Raw genomic sequence first — 15,475 nt, forward strand, 5'->3', positions numbered from 1 at the left:
GGTCAGCTTCCCGAGCCCTGGTTCATTTGGCTTTGACCATGATCCATGCCGCCGTGATCTTGCCGGTCCAGATCGACAGGAACCTCCACCACGACATCACCTGCGGTTTCGAAGGTCAGGGTCACGGTAACAGTGGCGCCCTGCTCCATCGGGGCGGTCAGGCCCATGAGCATGACGTGCTGGCCGCCACGCTGCATCGCGATCATGCCATTCGCAGGCAGGTCGAATCCCTCCTCGACATGCACCATGCGCATGATTCCGTTTTCCCCTTCGAGATGGGTGTGCAGTTCGGTACGGGCAGCAGCCTCGCTGCTGACGGCAACCAGACGGTCCGCCGCATCGCCGGAATTGTGGATCACCAGGAACGCCGCGCCGGACTTGGCCATCGGCGACGAGGCGCGCGCATAGGCGTCTTGAATCGTGATTTCGGCAAAGGCAGGCAGCGCGCAGAACAGGGCGGTGGCCCCCGCGATCAGGGTGGTTTTCAACATGTCGGTGTCTTTCGTTTGATGTCAGGAATGTGTGAATATCAAACGAGTCCCGGCGGCCCCCGTGCCTGCGCCACCCTCGGCGCGGCGCTGTGCGCCCCAATGGCAAGGCCGGGCAGCCAGATGTCCTGCCACAGCACAGCCTGTTGCAGGTCCGGCACGACACCCAAGTGATCGGCAAAGAACGCCATCGCGTAATCGGGGCAGATCATCACCCCGCCGGTCGGTTCTCCGTTTTCGTCCACGAGAATGTGAACCGGGCCGGTGCCGGTGCAGATCTCCATCGTGCCAACGGCGGGGGACTGCCCGCGCGCCGCAGCGAACTGCACGCTGGTGAATGCGATCAACAGCGCCAGACCAAGGGATGTGATGTGCCGCAGCAGGGATGTCATGGAGCCTAGGTACAGACCGCACCGCCGCCAACAAGGCGACAAAAGGAAACAGCCTCGCGCGGAGTCACCGTGCGAGGCTGTCCAATTTTCGAAACCGAAGCAATCAGGCCTGAGCGGCTTGTGCCTTCGTGATTTCCTTTTTCACCTTCAGCGCGTTGGCCGACAGCTCTGTGTCCTTGGCCTTGGCCAGGAACTTGTCCAGACCACCGCGGTGATCGACGCTGCGCAGTGCGTGGGCGGAAATGCGCATCTTGATGCCACGGCCGAGCGTTTCGGACTGCAGCGTCACGTCGTTCAGGTTCGGCAGGAAACGCCGACGTGTCTTGTTGTTGGCATGGCTGACATTGTTGCCAGTCATCGGGCCTTTACCGGTCAGTTCGCAAACACGCGACATGGGTTCATCCTCGTTTTATCAGAAGCGGAAGATCAGGCTTCCACCAATATGAAAGGGCGCCAACTGGCAGCGCCCGGAATCTCGTTGGCTGTCCTTAGAGGGATGCGGCATAGCCGTCAAGGCCCGCACCCGCAGAAGGCGACATTCGCCACAGGTATTTTCGGTCCGGCATCGCCGGGCCACGTTTCCGGCCGGTCACGCGACAGTCGGGATACGCCCTTCAAGCTGGGCCAGCACCTCGTCCGCCGCCTGGCTGGGGGTCTTGAGGCCCTCTTCCACCGCGCGGCCCAACGATTGGACCAGGCCTTTCATCGGCTCCCGCTCCAGCCGCGCCAGAAGCGATTGTTTCAATTCGGCCTCGAACCAGAATCGCGCCTGCCCGGCGCGGCGGGCCGCGAAATGGCCCTGCTCGCGGCGCCAGTCGGTCAGACTTTGCATTTCCTGCCAGGCAGTTTGCAAACCCGTATCCTCGAGCGCCGAGACCGTCATCGCCTTGGGAAAGCCCTGCGGATCCTGCGGCCGCTTGCGCAAGAGCCGGAGCGCACCCGCGTAATCGGCACAGGTGCGGGTCGCAGAGGGCTTGAGGTCGCCATCTGCCTTGTTGACAAGGATGATGTCGGCCATCTCCATGATGCCGCGCTTGACCCCCTGCAATTCGTCTCCCCCCGCCGGGGCGAGCAGCAGGATGAAGAGGTCCGACATTTCGGACACAACCGTTTCGGATTGCCCAACCCCCACGGTTTCGATCAGCACCACATCGAACCCGGCGGCTTCACACAGGTTGATCGCCTCGCGGGTGCGGCGCGCGACGCCACCCAGGTGCGATTGCGAGGGTGAGGGGCGGATGAACGCGTTGGGGTCGCGCGACAGGCGTTCCATCCGGGTCTTGTCACCAAGGATCGACCCACCCGACCGCGCGGAACTGGGATCGACGGCAAGCACGCCCACCTTGAGTCCAAGCGCCGTCAGCATCAGGCCAAAGGATTCGATGAAGGTGGATTTGCCCACACCCGGCGTGCCCGACAGCCCGATGCGCAACGCCTCGCGGTCATGCCCCTTGAGCCGGTCGAACAGCGCAATCGCCTCGGCCCGGTGATCGGCACGGCCGCTTTCCACCAGCGTGATCGCCCGGGCCAAGGCGCGGCGTTCCCCGGTCAGAATGCGGCGGGCCAGATCGTCGATATCCATGGGCGAGGCTCCGTCTTGATCTCGTGGCACATGTGCCACGGTCGCGCCGGGCAAGTAAAGCCGTCAGCCCAGCCCGCCCGGCCCGTGTTTGAGGATCACCGGAACGATCAGCTCTTCCTCGTCGATCAGATGCCGGTTCAGCATCGCCTGAAAGCCAAGCAGATCCTTGCGGAATGCACCCGGTTCGAGTGTTCGCTGGATCACCCCGTTCGCGCCATCGGCAAAGCGGTTCAGCAACCCGTCCATGGCGTGATGGTCACTGTCCAGCAACTCGAACCCGCGGTTGAGGATCGGCTCACGTGTGGCAAGCACCGGGAAATAATGGTGGTCCTCGATCTGGTGGTGCCCGTGGAGGTTCTGCAGCAACATCGAGCCGTATCGCGAGAGTTTCCCGGCATGGGTCTGCGCGTCGATCTTGCGGTCCACCGCCTGTTCCGCATCGGTGATGAGGGAGGTCATCAACCGCCGGAACATCAGGTGCCGGTCCAGCCAGAACGCGACCAGCCCGGCGAAATTGTCATGCTCGGGCCATGTCTCGCGCGGGTAGTCCTGCAACAACACGCGCAGCGCGTCCGGCAGACCGTCGCGGGTCTCAAGTGTCAGCGTGTCGGTCATGGTCACCTCCTGTCGGGCAGGAGGTGCAACCCGAGCGGGGAATTGTCAATCAGCGCAGCACATGCACCGCGCAGTTCGAATGCCGCACCACGTGGGTCGCCGTGGACCCCAGCAGCAGGGTCTGCATGCCGGGCCGGTGCGAAGCGATCACGATCAGGTCGCAGTCCTGCGCCTCGGCAAAGTCGAGGATGGCCCGCCCGGTATGGCCTTCGATGACAACGGACTTTGCCCCGGCTTCGGACGCAAGCCGCGCCAGTTCGGTTTCGATGCCCTTGCGCGTGGCGCTCAGGATATCGTCAGAGATGTAGCTGATGGCATAGCTGGGCACGGCTTCGACCACGTGCAGCAGCGTGACCTCCGCCTCTTGAGATGCCAGCGCCCTGGCGATCGCGAAGGCCTCGGTGGTGCGGTCGTCTTCGTTGTCGAGCGCGATCGGTATGAGAATTTTGGTATACATCTGTCCCCTCCCTGTTTCAGGATGGCAGCAGCATAGGCGTTTGCAGCCCCGGCGCCTTGATCCGGATCATGGTCATCGGGAAGTTTGCAAAGTCCGGGGTCGGGTTTGCAAACTCAGGAGACGTTGGGTTCGCCCTGAAGCCCAAGCAGCTTGCGGAACCCGGTCCAGTACCCCGGTAGGCGCGGCGGTTCCTGAAGCTGCGGCAGTGCGTCGTCGGCCCAGCGCGGCATGCGGCGGGTGGTGAAATCGCGGCCCCAGTCCAGATAGGCCTCTGCATCATCGGGGCGCAGGCGGCACGCGGACCCGACCAGACCGACCAGCGTTTCGGGGGCCGAGTACCATTCGTCCTGAATGCCCGTGACCTTCTTTTGCAACAGCGGCCCGACCCAGCGCATCAGCGCCTTGTCCGAGAACTGGAGCAGCATCCGGCCCATCTCTTCGCGGCTGTAATGGATCAACGGAGGGAACGTGTCGAAGAACAGCGCGCGACCGTCGAGATAGGCAAAATTGCGGATCGAGGGGTGAAACCCGATCCGGGTGTCGAACTGGTCGGCATTGTTCCAGAAGGTGGCGATCACGTCGCCTGCCGCTTCCATCATCCGGAGCGTTTCGTCGGTGCTGGCGCTCTGCATCTGCGGGCGCATCATGCTGTCCGAGGGCAGCGCCTCTTGCACGATCACCGGGATACGCGTGCCGTCCATGCCCAGAAGGTGAAATTCGGTCTCCGGCAGGGCAACACCGGCGGTGTTGAGGGCTGCCACGTAATCGTCATGGCACTGGGCCAGACGGTCGAGTGCCGACGCATCGGGCAGGCTGCGATAGACCTTGATCACCTTGTCCGAGAACGGGCCGGAGGCCGGACGGAAGGGCGCACAGAAATACCCGAGCTTTGACACGGTCTGCCCGCGCGCGGCGCTGTCGGCGCGGATCACGGTTTTGAGGGCGTCGAGGTCGGTCATGGTGCAGGCTCCTTGGTCGGGTGCCTTGCCTTACCCGTTTGCCAGCGCCCGTGCCACCTCGGAGGTGAGCGCATCTACTTCGGCCTGTGCGGGTGTCTTGCGCCCCTCGGCGGCACCGCGACCCTGCCCCAGAGCTTCGGCATAAATGACACGGTTTGACAGCGTGGCCTCGGCGATGCGCGCCATCAGCTTTTCGGCCGCCAGGGCCACTTCGGCACCAAGACGGGTGTTCTGCCGCGCGCGGTTGAGCACGATCATCGCTTCCTTGTCTTCGCGTCGTGCCAGATCAAGCACACCTTCGGTGGCCCACAGATCGACATGGCTGACGCTGACCGGCACGATCACGAGGTCGGCCACGCGCAGCGCCGGGCGCAGGTCGCTGTCGGCCTTGGGGGGCGTGTCGATGATCACGATGTCATGAGAGTCCGACAGCTTGCGCACCTCGTAGGTGATGCCCCATGCCGAGGACGTCGCGAATTCCAGACCATCGACCGGACCCGATTCGGTTTCGACACGGGTCATGAACCAGCGCCCGAGGCTGCCTTGCGGGTCGATGTCGATCAGGGCGACGCTCTTGCCTTGGCGCAGGAAGCCGATGGCGAGGTTTGCGGACACGGTGGTCTTGCCAGAGCCGCCTTTTTGTTGCGCAACTGTGATGACGTGGCCGGACATGGTCTGTTCCTTCGATTCGGGACCAACGGTACAGGGTTGCTGTGCAGGTGCAGCATTAAAATTGCCACACCCGGTCCAGATGATAGGCTGAGTTGTATGAAATCCCCGATCCGCCCCACCGATGACGATGCCCGCGCCTTGGCGCGGGACCTGATCCGAACCGCCCGTTTTGCGGCCTTGTCCTATCTTGATCCTGCGGACGCGACGCCGATGGTCAGCCGCATAGCGCTGGTTGCGGGGCCGGACGGGTTGCCGCTCAGCCTGATCTCCGACCTCAGCCATCACAGCGCTGCGTTGCAGCATAACCCGCTCTGCGCGCTGTTGATCGGGGAACCGACGGGCAAGGGCGATCCGTTGACCCATCCGCGCCTGAGCCTACGGGCCACGGCGCGCTTTATCCGGCATGGGGAGGCTGAGCATGCAGAATTGGCACAGGCATTCCTGTCGAAACAGCCCAAGGCCAAGCTTTATATCGGGTTTGCCGATTTTGCGCTGGTGCGGTTCACCCCGCTGGGCGCGTTTCTGAATGGCGGGTTCGGGAAGGCTTATACGTTGAACGCGGCCGATTTGTCATGATGGTGCGTGAGATCACGCACCCTATGCCGCCAGTTCCGGTGCCTGCAAGATCTGCACACCCGCGATGCGCCATTCGCCGTCGATCTGCTGCATCCGGTAATCGAGGTAATGCAGGTTCCCGGCAGCATCGCTGACGATCACTGTTTGATACAGCCCGCCCGCAATGGCGCGCAGATCACCGAAAGTCACGCTTTCGGGACGCCAGACCATCGGATAACCCTGCTGCACCATCGCACCGAAATTTTCCGGCGTGCCGAACATGGTGCGCAGGTTCGGGCTGGCGAAGGTGAAGGCGGTTTCGAAATCATCCTGAAGGAAGGCGTCGATCTGGCTCTGGATGGTGTTTTCGATGGCAGGTTCGGGCGCAAGAACCTCTTGCGCCCAGAGCGTTCCGGTCATGGACAGGGCAAGGGTCAGTCCGGCGATGAGTTTGCGCATGGGGTCACCTCTGGTTGCTGGGCCAGAGGTAGCGCGTTTCATGCGCCGGGCAAAAGACCCGGCCTAGGCAAGCTCTCCGGCCAGCCCCTTGCGGATCAGGGCCACGGTTTCATCAACCCCGTAAAGCGCGATGAAGCCGCCGAAACGCGGGCCCTGGGATTGGCCCAGAAGCACCTCGTACAGTGCCTTGAACCAGTCGCGCAGCGGGTCGAACCCGTGATCCTTGCCCACCGCGAAAACCAGCGTTTGCAGGGTTTCGTCGTCGATCGGACCGTCATGCGCCTCAAGCCGCGCGGCCAGGTCTTCCATCGCGGTGCGTTCGGTGTCGTCAGGCGCGCGGAAGGTCTTGGTCGGTTTCACGAAGTCGTTGTAATAGCGCACTGCAAAGCCTGCCGCCTGATCCAGATCGGCATGGGTTTCTGGGGTGGCATCGGGCGCGTACCGCTTGATGAAGGCCCACATCGTGTCCGTATCCTCGGCCCCTGCGGCAGAAGCGAGGTTGAGCAACATCGAGAATGGCACGACCATATGCGATTGAGGCACGTCGCCGGAATGGATGTGCCAGACCGGGTTGTTGGCCTGCTGTGTGACATCCTGCGTTGAATAGGCACGCAGTTGCTGGTGGTATTCATCGACCGCCTTGGGGATCACGTCGAAATGCATCCGCTTGGCCGTCTTGGGCTTGAGATACATGAAGTACGACAGCGATTCCGTGCTGGCATAGGTCAGCCATTCGTCGATGGACACACCATTGCCGGTGGTTTTCGAGATCTTCTGACCGTTGGCATCAAGGAACAGCTCATAGGTGAAATGCTCGGGCTTGCGGCCGCCGAGGATCTCGCAGATGCCGTCATAGATCGGCGTGTTGGTGCTGTGATCCTTGCCGTACATCTCGAAATCAACATCCAGCGCCGCCCAGCGCGCGCCGAAATCGGGCTTCCACTGGAGTTTTACATTGCCGCCGGTGACCGGCAGCGTGATCTCACGCCCGGTTTCGTCGTCAAAGGTGATCTCGCCACGCACGGCATCCACGTTCTTCATCGGCACGTAAAGCACGCGGCCGGTGTCGGGATGGATCGGCAGGAAGATCGAATAGGTCTCGCGCCGCTCATCCCGCAGGGACTTGAGCATCATCTCCATCACCGCGTCATAGCGTTCGGCGGCGCGCAGCAGCACCTCGTCGAACTGGCCCGAACGGTAGAACTCGGTCGAGGAGATGAATTCGTATTCGAACCCGAACGTGTCCAGAAAGCGGTTCAGCATCGCGTTGTTGTGCGCGCCAAAGCTGTCATGGGTGCCGAACGGGTCGGGCACATCCGTGAGCGGGCGTTGCAGATGTTCGCGCAGCATCTCGGGGTTGGGCACATTGCCCGGCACCTTGCGCATCCCGTCAAGGTCATCCGAAAAGCAGATCAGCTTGGTCGGAATATCCGAGATCACCTCGAAGGCGCGGCGGATCATCGTGGTGCGCGCAACCTCTCCGAAAGTGCCGATATGCGGCAGGCCCGACGGGCCATAGCCGGTCTCGAACAGGACATAGCCTTTCTCGGGCGGCGCCTTTTCGTAGCGTTTGAGCAACCGGCGCGCCTCTTCAAAGGGCCACGCCTTTGAGGTCAATGCAGCTTCGCGCAGATCGGACATTGCTTTGGGTCTCCGGATGGTCGCTGCACGGTTTGTGCAGGCGTTCGACCGGCACTCCCTATTGCGGGGGCGCGGTCGGGTCAATAAGTTGAGCATAGTTCATACTGCAGATTGGAAACCGCACACCGTGTCAGATATCGACCCACACCCCCTGAGCCCGCAGGATTGCCTTGTCGCGCTCATGATCGCCGTTTCTGCGTCGGATGAAAGCATCCGGACGGCGGAACTGGTCAAGATCCAGTCTGCGGTCAACAATCTGCCGATCTTTGGTGAATATGACGAAGCGCGCATTCCCGACATGTCGGGGCTGGTGTTCGAACTTTTCGAACAGGAGGACGGGCTGGACGCGCTGTTCGGCCTGATCCGCGACAACCTGCCGGAACGGCTGTTCGAGACTGCCTATGCGCTGGCCTGTGACGTGGCTGCCGCCGACGGCACGCTGCGCGAGGCGGAACTCCGCCTGCTTGAAGAGATCCGCTACGAGCTCAATCTCGACCGGCTGCATGCCGCTGCCATCGAACGCGGCGCGCGGGCGCGTCACCTGAGCGCATGATCAGGCGGCCCGTTTGGGCGGGATCGAATAGGTCAGCGTAGCACGGGCAACCGGATCGGGCTGGCCTTCGGAATAGAGCAGCACATCCACCACGCTGAGCGCGCGTCCCAGCTTGAGAACCTTGGCGTGGGCAATCACATCGGCCCCTGCCACGGGTTTGCGCATGAAGTCGATCGAGCAATTGGTGGTCACCGCCAACGCCTCCTTGCCGATGCGGGCCATGGTGGCGACATAGGCCGCGACATCCGCAAGGCTGAACATGGCAGGGCCGGACACGGTGCCGCCGGGGCGCAGATGCTGTTGGCCCGCGTGCAGACGCATCACCAGCAGGTCTTCGTCCAGCCGGTCTATGCCGAACATGCCCTTGACCTGTGGAAACACCTCGTCGAGATAGGGTGTCATTTCATCTGCCGGAACTTTGAGCGCCATGCTTTCCTCCGCTGCCCTGAACCGCTAGAGTCGCCGCAAGTCACTGGGAGGACAAGATGAAAATCCTGGAACGTCACGACGAAAACGCGGTGTGTCATTTGCACATGAACGCGCCGGAACGCCTGAACGCGCTGTCCGAGGAAATGCTGGAGGCTTTGCAAACCCAGATCGAGAGTTTGCAAACCGATCCCTCGGTGCGGGTGGTGGTGATCTCTGGCGCGGGCAAGGCGTTCTGCGCGGGGCACGATCTCAAGCAGATGACCGCCGGACGGCAGGCCGAGGATGGCGGCAAGGCCTATTTCAAGGATCTCTTCGACCGCTGCACAAGCGTGATGACCGGGCTTCAGCGCCTGCCGCAGCCGGTGATCGCGCAGGTGCACGGGATCGCCACCGCCGCTGGGTGTCAGCTGGTGGCCTCCTGCGACATGGCCGTGGCCGCCGAAGGCACGCGGTTCGGGGTCAATGGCGTGAACATCGGGTTGTTCTGTTCGACGCCCATGGTGGCATTGTCGCGCAATATCCCGCGCAAGCAGGCGTTCGAGATGCTGGTCACGGGCCAGTTCATCGACGCCCACCGCGCCGAGGCGCTGGGGCTGGTGAACAAGGTTGTGCCTGCGGGCGATCTTGCCGATGCGACGCAGGAGATCGCGCACCTGGTGGCCAGCAAGCTGGGTGCGGCGGTGAAGATCGGCAAGCAGGCGTTCTACGAACAGGCCCAGATGGGGCTGGACGACGCCTATGCCCATACCGGGCAGGTGATGGTCGAAAACATGCTCTACCGCGACACCGAGGAAGGCATCGCGGCGTTTCTGGAAAAACGTCCCCCCGACTGGTCCCAATAATCTTGGTGCACACAAGGCTCCATCTTCGGCCCGGCATGCGCGTGGGCCTGCTTGGCGGGTCGTTCGATCCGGCGCATGAGGGCCATGTTCACCTGACCCGCGTGGCGCTGCGCCGCTTTGCGCTGGACAAGGTGATCTGGCTGGTCTCGCCGGGCAATCCGCTCAAGGCGCGGGGCCCGGCATCGCTCGGGGCGCGGATGTCACGGGCACGCGACATCATGCACGATCCGCGTGTCATCATCAGCGATTTCGAAGCGCAGATCGGCACCGCCTACACGGCCGAAACCGTCGACACGCTCAAGGCCGCCTATCCGGGTGTGCGCTTTGTCTGGCTCATGGGGGCGGACAACCTGCACCAGTTGCACCGCTGGCAGCGTTGGGAGGACATTGTCCATGCCGTGCCGCTGGGTGTTCTGGCGCGTCCCGGCTGGCGTCAGGCAGCCTTGAATTCCCGCACGGCGCGCAAGTATTGGCACATGCGCCTGCCCGGTCGGTCGTCGCAAAGCCTTGCCGATCATGCTGCACCGGCCTGGTGTTTCGTCAACATGCCGATGATGCCCGTCAGTTCATCCGAATTGCGAGCCAATGGGGCGTGGCGCCCCGAGGATTGATCGCGTCGTCAGAGGCTTGTCATGTCGCATGACACCCGTCCGCTGCATCACCAAAGCGTGTCCTTGTCACGCACCGAGTCATGAGGTTACATCCGCCACATGACACACAAGGTTTCACGTCGCGCGATCCTCGGCGGTCTGGCTTCGGTCATGGGTGCGCCCGCCGCATTTGCCCAATCCGCCTTTGCGCCAACCACGTCGCTGCGCCCATCGGCGCGAGGCGGCGACATCCTGAAAACCTACCAGCCCACGCTCAGCGATCTGATCGAAAAAGCAGGGCTTCCGGGCCAGATCAGCGTGCAGGTGGCGGATGTGACATCCGGGCTGGTGCTGGAATCGCACAACCCGCTGCAAAGCCTGCCCCCCGCCAGCGTCGCCAAGGCATTGACCGCCTGTTACGCGCTTGACCTGCTGGGGGCGGGATACCGGTTCGAGACCCGTGTGCTGGCGACAGCGCCGGTGACCAATGGCCGGATCGACGGTGACCTGATCCTTGCCGGGGGTGGTGATCCGACGCTCGACACCAATGGCATCGCCGAGATCGCCCGGCGGCTGCGCGAAGAGGCTGGCGTGACCGAGGTCACGGGCCGGTTCCTTGTCTGGGGTGGTGAGCTGCCGTCGCTGAACGGGATCGACGCCGATCAGCCCTACCAGGTGGGGTACAATCCGGGAATCTCGGGCCTGAACCTGAATTTCAACCGGGTTCATTTCGAATGGCAGCGGGCGGGCGACGGGTACAATGTGACCATGGATGCGCGCTCCGGTACTTTGCGACCCGAAGTGCGCGCGGCGCGGATGCGGGTCGAGGCGCGCAACTATCCGGTCTACACCTATGTCGATGGCGGGGTCTATGACGACTGGACCGTGGCGCGCGGTGCCTTGGGTCGAAGCGGTGCGCGGTGGCTGCCGGTGCGCAAGCCGGAACGCTATGCCGCCGAGGTGTTCCAGATCATCGCACGATCCAACGGAATCGTTCTGAAAAACCCCGAATTGCTGGGCAGTCTGCCGTCGGGGACCCTGCCGCTTGTCACGCATCAAAGCGCGGCACTGGGCGACATCCTGCAAGACATGCTCAAGTTTTCGACCAACATCACAGCCGAATGTATCGGCATGACGGCCACGGTCGCCCGACTGGGTCGCGTGGACTCGCTCAGGGCGTCGGCGGATGCGATGAACGCATGGGCCAAGGACCGGCTGGGCATGACGTCGGTCGCGCTGGTGGACCATTCGGGGCTGGGCGATGACAGCCGCCTGTCCGCCCGCGACATGGTCACCGCCCTGATCGCAGCGCGCAAGTCGCTGGAAATAAAACCTTTGCTCAGGCAACATCCCCTACGCGACGAAAACCGCAAGATCCTCGAGGACCACCCGGTGACCGTACAGGCCAAGACCGGAACGCTGAATTTCGTGAGCGGTCTGGGCGGGTTCATCGACCTGCCCGATGGCACCGAACTGGCCTTTGCCTATTTCTCGGCCGACCTGCCCCGCCGCGAAGCACTGACCCGCGAGCAGCGCGAAGACCCACCCGGCGGGCAGGCCTATGCGGTGGCGTCGCGCAAATTGCAGCAACGGCTGCTGGGGCGTTGGGGCATTCTGTATAACGGCTGACCTTTGGGTACAAAAAAGGGGCGCAAAGCCGGTCTTTGCGCCCCCAGAGGTCTGACTGACGCAGGGATTTACATCAGCCAGAACTTGCGGTTGGCCTCCTCTTGGGCGGTCAACCGATCCAGTCCGATGTCACGCAACAGGTGATCATCGAGATGTTTGAGATGCAGCCGCGTGCGGCGGCGCTCGGACCATACCGTGAGGGTCACCGCGACACGCAGCGCCACGACAGCCAGTGGGGACAGCGTATTCTGTCCGCCAAGATAGGCGATCTGCGGGGCATGGGTTGCGTGTGCCATGGGGTAACTCCTCAAGTGTATCGACACAATATAGCGTATCTGCAACATGCGTATTGCCATTGCGATACAAAAAGCGATACGCTTCCGTCAGTGAACGTTCCAGAGAAAGATTGTGTCGGATACAATTTCCCCAGAGAAGATCGTCGCACTGCCGCAGCCCCCGACCGGGCCGAAATACCGGCGCGTGGCGGACACGATCCAAACCGCGATCCGCTCGGGCGATCTGCGGGCGGGTGACAAGCTGCCGCCGGTGCGCGAACTGGCGTGGTCGCTGGGCATCACCCCCGGCACGGTCGCGCGGGCCTATACGCTGCTGACCAATGCCGGGCACGCGGTGGCCGAGGTCGGGCGCGGAACCTTTGTGGCCCAGCGCGCGCCGCGTCCCCCTGCGCCACCCCGCGAATATGTCTCGGTACCGGTGCAGGACGGCAAGCTGTCGCTGTTCAGCCCGCAATTGCCGGACCTCGGACAAGTGGCGCTGCTGCAAGAGGCGTTCGGCCGCATCGGGGAAACCGCCCCGGAACGCCTGCTGCATTACCCGACCCGTGACGCCTACCGCCCCCTGCGCGAGGCGGCGGTCTACTGGCTGCGCAGCATCCCGCTGGGGCGGATCGACGAATCCGACGTGGTGATCGTGCATGGCGCACAAAACGGGCTGAGCGTGATCCTGCAGGCGATCCTGCATGGCCCCCGACCCACCGTGCTGGTCGAGGACATGGCCTATCCCGGCTTTCGCCGCACCGCCGACCTGCTGCGCGCGGATGTTGTCGGACTGCCCAGCGACGACAAGGGTCTGCTGCCCGATGCGCTTGCCGAGATCGCGCGCAAGACAGGTGCGCAGGTGCTGTGTACCTCGCCGGACGTGCACAATCCGACGCTCACCTGTACACCGTCCGAGCGTCGCGCCGCGATTGCCGAGGTGTGCCGTGCGCTGGATATCCAGATCATCGAGGACAATTGCTACCGGAGGACGGACATCACCGCCCCGAGTTACCGCATTCTGGCACCCGAACGATCCTGGCATGTCGCGTCGATCTCCAAGATCCTGACGCCCGCTTTGAGGATCGGCTTTGCCATCGCGCCACGCGGACGCGGGCCGGACCTGCGCCAGATCGCAGAGCACGGGTTCTTCGGCATCGCGCAACCGCTGGCGGAAGTGGCCGAGCGTATCCTCACCCTGCCCGAGACCGACGCGATCGTCGTGGCTGTCCGCGAACGGATCGCGGAATACGTGCGGGTCGCGGTGAACGCGCTCGGCACCTACCGGCTGACATGGCACGAGGATGTGCCGTTCCTGTGGCTTCCGCTGCCGCAGGGCTGGCGTGCTGCCGCGTTCTGCCGTGCCGCAGAGGCACGCGGCGTGCAGATCCGGTCGGCGGACGAGTTTGCATTGCGCGACGGGCGCGCGCCCCATGCAGTGAGAATCGCGGTGAATGCGCAGGTGCCGTTGCAGCAGTTCGAAAACGCGATGCTGCAGTTGCGCGATCTTCTGGGCCACCCGCCAGAGCAGATAAGTGTCTGATTTTCCGCTGGAATGACCAGAAAACGGTCGCCTGCCACCAAATCGGGCGTTAGGCTGCGGTGCGCGACTCACCTTTCACGAGAGATACATGGGTTTAGACATCAGCTTGGCCTTCGTCGAAACGCGGCCTGATCTTGACGAAGTGTCCGATATCCTGACCGAATATTACGCCCAGATTCTCGAGCGGCTGATGGCTGTTGGTGGCCCCAGCCTGTCGGTCGAAGACCATGTTCAGTCAAGCCTTGATGTGATCGACGACTTCATGCCGCCGAATGGCGGTGTTCTTCTGGCGCGGGACAGTTCCGGCTATCTTCTGGGCTGCGCCTTTGTCCGGATGATCGACGATCACAGGGCGGAATTGAAACGGCTTTTCGTGCGCGACATCGCTCGCGGCTATGGGTTGGGCCGTCGCATGATCGAGATGCGCATCGAAAAGGCCCGTGAACTGGGCGCGACAACCATCCTTGCCGATACGGTCCGGGGCAACAGCTCGATGCTGGCGCTCTATGACCGGCTGGGGTTCAGCGAAACACCCCGCTATGACGGGCAGGCGAACCCCGCCGCGTTCGAGAAATACCTCGTCTACCGCAAGCTGGAGCTGGACAAGGTCTGAAACTCACCAAAATCGTGGGGTATAGTAATACCTTATTTTTAAACCTCTGATTTTACTGTGTTAATCCGCACAAACGCCGCTTGACTGGGGTTTGGCAATCCTTATAACCCGCCCATCGGAATATACGGGGTGCCTGCACCCTGCCTTACCAATCAAACGTCAGGGACATCCCACGATGAAAACCTTTTCTGCAACACCGGCAGACATCGACAAGAAATGGATCCTGATCGACGCCGAAGGCGTCGTTCTGGGCCGTCTTGCGTCGATCGTCGCCACCCGCCTGCGCGGCAAACACAAGCCGTCCTTCACTCCGCACATGGACATGGGTGACAATGTCATCGTGATCAACGCGGACAAGATCCAGATGACCGGCAACAAGCGTCACGAGAACTTCTACTGGCACACCGGTTATCCGGGCGGCATCAAGTCCCGCACCAAGCAGCAGATCCTCGAGGGTGCACACCCCGAGCGCGTCGTCCAGAAAGCGGTTCAGCGGATGCTTCCGGGCAACCGCCTGTCCCGCAAGGTGATGACCAACCTGCGCGTCTATGCTGGCACCGAGCATCCGCACGAGGCCCAGAGCCCCGAAGTGCTGGACGTGAAATCCATGAACTCCAAAAACACCCGGACGGCGAAATAATGGCTGAGCAACTCAATTCTCTCGAAGAGCTGAACACCGCCGCAGGCCTCGAAGCCGCGCCGGCAGTGGTCGAAATCCCGCGTGAGCCGCAGCGTGATGCGCTGGGTCGTTCCTACGCCACCGGCAAGCGGAAAGATGCGGTTGCCCGTGTCTGGATCAAGCCGGGCTCCGGCAAGGTCAGCGTGAACGGCAAGGAAATGAACGCCTATTTCGCGCGTCCGGTTCTGCAGATGATCCTGCGCCAGCCGTTCACGATCTCGGGCACCGAAGACCAGTTCGACGTGATGGCGACGGTCAAGGGCGGCGGTCTGTCCGGTCAGGCCGGTGCGGTCAAGCACGGCATCTCCAAGGCCCTGCAACTCTACGATCCGTCCCTGCGCGGTGCGCTCAAGGCGGCCGGTTTCCTCACACGCGACAGCCGCGTGGTGGAACGCAAGAAGTTCGGTCGCGCCAAGGCCCGCAAGAGCTTCCAGTTCTCCAAGCGTTGATCCGCTGGTTACAGAATACAGAAAAGGCCGCCTTTCGGGGCGGCCTTTTTATG

General features: G+C 62.8%; 21 protein-coding genes. 9 read left to right on the forward strand and 12 right to left on the reverse strand.

Annotation, left to right across the window (positions count from 1 at the left end):
- Window positions 1–2: 2 nt before the first annotated feature.
- The 8 genes from IEV82_RS17530 to parA form a co-directional block, all read right to left on the reverse strand.
- Window positions 3–491 (reverse strand): copper chaperone PCu(A)C, encoded by a 489-nt coding sequence (locus IEV82_RS17530; RefSeq protein WP_188483343.1) that lies wholly within the window; start codon window positions 489–491, stop codon window positions 3–5.
- 38 nt (window positions 492–529) lie between these two features.
- A complete protein-coding gene (locus IEV82_RS17535) occupies window positions 530–880 on the reverse strand; it encodes a hypothetical protein (RefSeq protein WP_188483345.1) in 351 nt (116 codons plus the stop codon).
- A gap of 103 nt (window positions 881–983) precedes the next feature.
- Window positions 984–1,274, reverse strand: coding sequence for a 50S ribosomal protein L28 (gene rpmB, locus IEV82_RS17540; protein WP_188483347.1), 291 nt, complete (start codon window positions 1,272–1,274; stop codon window positions 984–986).
- 195 nt (window positions 1,275–1,469) lie between these two features.
- Entirely contained in the window at window positions 1,470–2,462 is a 993-nt protein-coding gene (gene meaB, locus IEV82_RS17545; protein ID WP_188483349.1) for a methylmalonyl Co-A mutase-associated GTPase MeaB, read from the reverse strand.
- A 63-nt stretch (window positions 2,463–2,525) separates the two neighbouring features.
- On the reverse strand, window positions 2,526–3,077 hold the full coding sequence (locus IEV82_RS17550) for a hemerythrin domain-containing protein (RefSeq protein ID WP_188483351.1): 552 nt from the start codon (window positions 3,075–3,077) through the stop codon (window positions 2,526–2,528).
- A 49-nt stretch (window positions 3,078–3,126) separates the two neighbouring features.
- Window positions 3,127–3,534 carry a universal stress protein gene (locus tag IEV82_RS17555; RefSeq protein WP_188483353.1) on the reverse strand — a complete coding sequence of 136 codons (408 nt, stop codon included), beginning with the start codon at window positions 3,532–3,534 and terminating at the stop codon, window positions 3,127–3,129.
- A 113-nt stretch (window positions 3,535–3,647) separates the two neighbouring features.
- Window positions 3,648–4,493 (reverse strand): DUF6206 family protein, encoded by an 846-nt coding sequence (locus tag IEV82_RS17560; protein WP_188483355.1) that lies wholly within the window; start codon window positions 4,491–4,493, stop codon window positions 3,648–3,650.
- Window positions 4,494–4,523: 30 nt separating this feature from the next.
- Window positions 4,524–5,165, reverse strand: a complete 642-nt coding sequence (gene parA / locus IEV82_RS17565) for a ParA family partition ATPase (protein WP_188483356.1) — start codon at window positions 5,163–5,165, stop codon at window positions 4,524–4,526.
- A 96-nt stretch (window positions 5,166–5,261) separates the two neighbouring features.
- Here parA and IEV82_RS17570 point away from each other — a divergent pair, with 96 nt between their 5' ends.
- A complete protein-coding gene (locus IEV82_RS17570) occupies window positions 5,262–5,741 on the forward strand; it encodes a HugZ family pyridoxamine 5'-phosphate oxidase (protein ID WP_188483358.1) in 480 nt (159 codons plus the stop codon).
- Between the two features lie 21 nt (window positions 5,742–5,762).
- Here the strand turns inward: IEV82_RS17570 and IEV82_RS17575 are convergent, their stop codons facing one another.
- Entirely contained in the window at window positions 5,763–6,179 is a 417-nt protein-coding gene (locus IEV82_RS17575) for a DUF4864 domain-containing protein (RefSeq protein WP_188483360.1), read from the reverse strand.
- Between the two features lie 63 nt (window positions 6,180–6,242).
- The gene (locus tag IEV82_RS17580) at window positions 6,243–7,820 is read right to left on the reverse strand and encodes a lysine--tRNA ligase (RefSeq protein WP_188483362.1); all 1,578 of its coding nucleotides are present in this window, start codon (window positions 7,818–7,820) and stop codon (window positions 6,243–6,245) included.
- Between the two features lie 181 nt (window positions 7,821–8,001).
- Here IEV82_RS17580 and IEV82_RS17585 point away from each other — a divergent pair, with 181 nt between their 5' ends.
- Complete coding sequence (locus IEV82_RS17585) at window positions 8,002–8,373, forward strand: tellurite resistance TerB family protein (RefSeq protein ID WP_373285248.1); 372 nt, start codon at window positions 8,002–8,004, stop codon at window positions 8,371–8,373.
- Here the strand turns inward: IEV82_RS17585 and IEV82_RS17590 are convergent, their stop codons facing one another.
- Entirely contained in the window at window positions 8,374–8,802 is a 429-nt protein-coding gene (locus IEV82_RS17590) for a PaaI family thioesterase (protein WP_188483366.1), read from the reverse strand.
- A 56-nt stretch (window positions 8,803–8,858) separates the two neighbouring features.
- Here IEV82_RS17590 and IEV82_RS17595 point away from each other — a divergent pair, with 56 nt between their 5' ends.
- From IEV82_RS17595 to dacB, 3 genes are all read left to right on the forward strand, one after another.
- Window positions 8,859–9,644, forward strand: coding sequence for an enoyl-CoA hydratase (locus IEV82_RS17595; protein WP_188483367.1), 786 nt, complete (start codon window positions 8,859–8,861; stop codon window positions 9,642–9,644).
- 2 nt (window positions 9,645–9,646) lie between these two features.
- Complete coding sequence (locus IEV82_RS17600; RefSeq protein ID WP_268236133.1) at window positions 9,647–10,255, forward strand: nicotinate-nucleotide adenylyltransferase; 609 nt, start codon at window positions 9,647–9,649, stop codon at window positions 10,253–10,255.
- A 99-nt stretch (window positions 10,256–10,354) separates the two neighbouring features.
- On the forward strand, window positions 10,355–11,863 hold the full coding sequence (gene dacB, locus IEV82_RS17605; protein ID WP_188483369.1) for a D-alanyl-D-alanine carboxypeptidase/D-alanyl-D-alanine endopeptidase: 1,509 nt from the start codon (window positions 10,355–10,357) through the stop codon (window positions 11,861–11,863).
- Between the two features lie 68 nt (window positions 11,864–11,931).
- On the opposite strand, the gene IEV82_RS17610 is transcribed toward dacB, so the two are convergent.
- Window positions 11,932–12,159, reverse strand: coding sequence for a DUF1127 domain-containing protein (locus IEV82_RS17610; protein ID WP_188483370.1), 228 nt, complete (start codon window positions 12,157–12,159; stop codon window positions 11,932–11,934).
- A gap of 112 nt (window positions 12,160–12,271) precedes the next feature.
- On the opposite strand from IEV82_RS17610, the gene IEV82_RS17615 reads away from it, so the two are divergent.
- The 4 genes from IEV82_RS17615 to rpsI all read left to right on the forward strand — a co-directional run bounded on the left by IEV82_RS17615 (window position 12,272) and on the right by rpsI (window position 15,422).
- Window positions 12,272–13,681, forward strand: a complete 1,410-nt coding sequence (locus IEV82_RS17615; protein WP_188483371.1) for an aminotransferase-like domain-containing protein — start codon at window positions 12,272–12,274, stop codon at window positions 13,679–13,681.
- Window positions 13,682–13,769: 88 nt separating this feature from the next.
- Window positions 13,770–14,294, forward strand: a complete 525-nt coding sequence (locus tag IEV82_RS17620; RefSeq protein WP_188483372.1) for a GNAT family N-acetyltransferase — start codon at window positions 13,770–13,772, stop codon at window positions 14,292–14,294.
- A 175-nt stretch (window positions 14,295–14,469) separates the two neighbouring features.
- Window positions 14,470–14,934, forward strand: a complete 465-nt coding sequence (gene rplM / locus IEV82_RS17625) for a 50S ribosomal protein L13 (protein ID WP_188483373.1) — start codon at window positions 14,470–14,472, stop codon at window positions 14,932–14,934.
- On the forward strand, window positions 14,934–15,422 hold the full coding sequence (gene rpsI, locus IEV82_RS17630; RefSeq protein ID WP_188483375.1) for a 30S ribosomal protein S9: 489 nt from the start codon (window positions 14,934–14,936) through the stop codon (window positions 15,420–15,422). Before rplM ends, rpsI begins: the two co-directional genes overlap by 1 nt.
- Window positions 15,423–15,475 lie beyond the last annotated feature (53 nt).

It is taken from the genome of Marivita lacus, assembly GCF_014637725.1.
GTDB lineage: Bacteria > Pseudomonadota > Alphaproteobacteria > Rhodobacterales > Rhodobacteraceae > Marivita > Marivita lacus.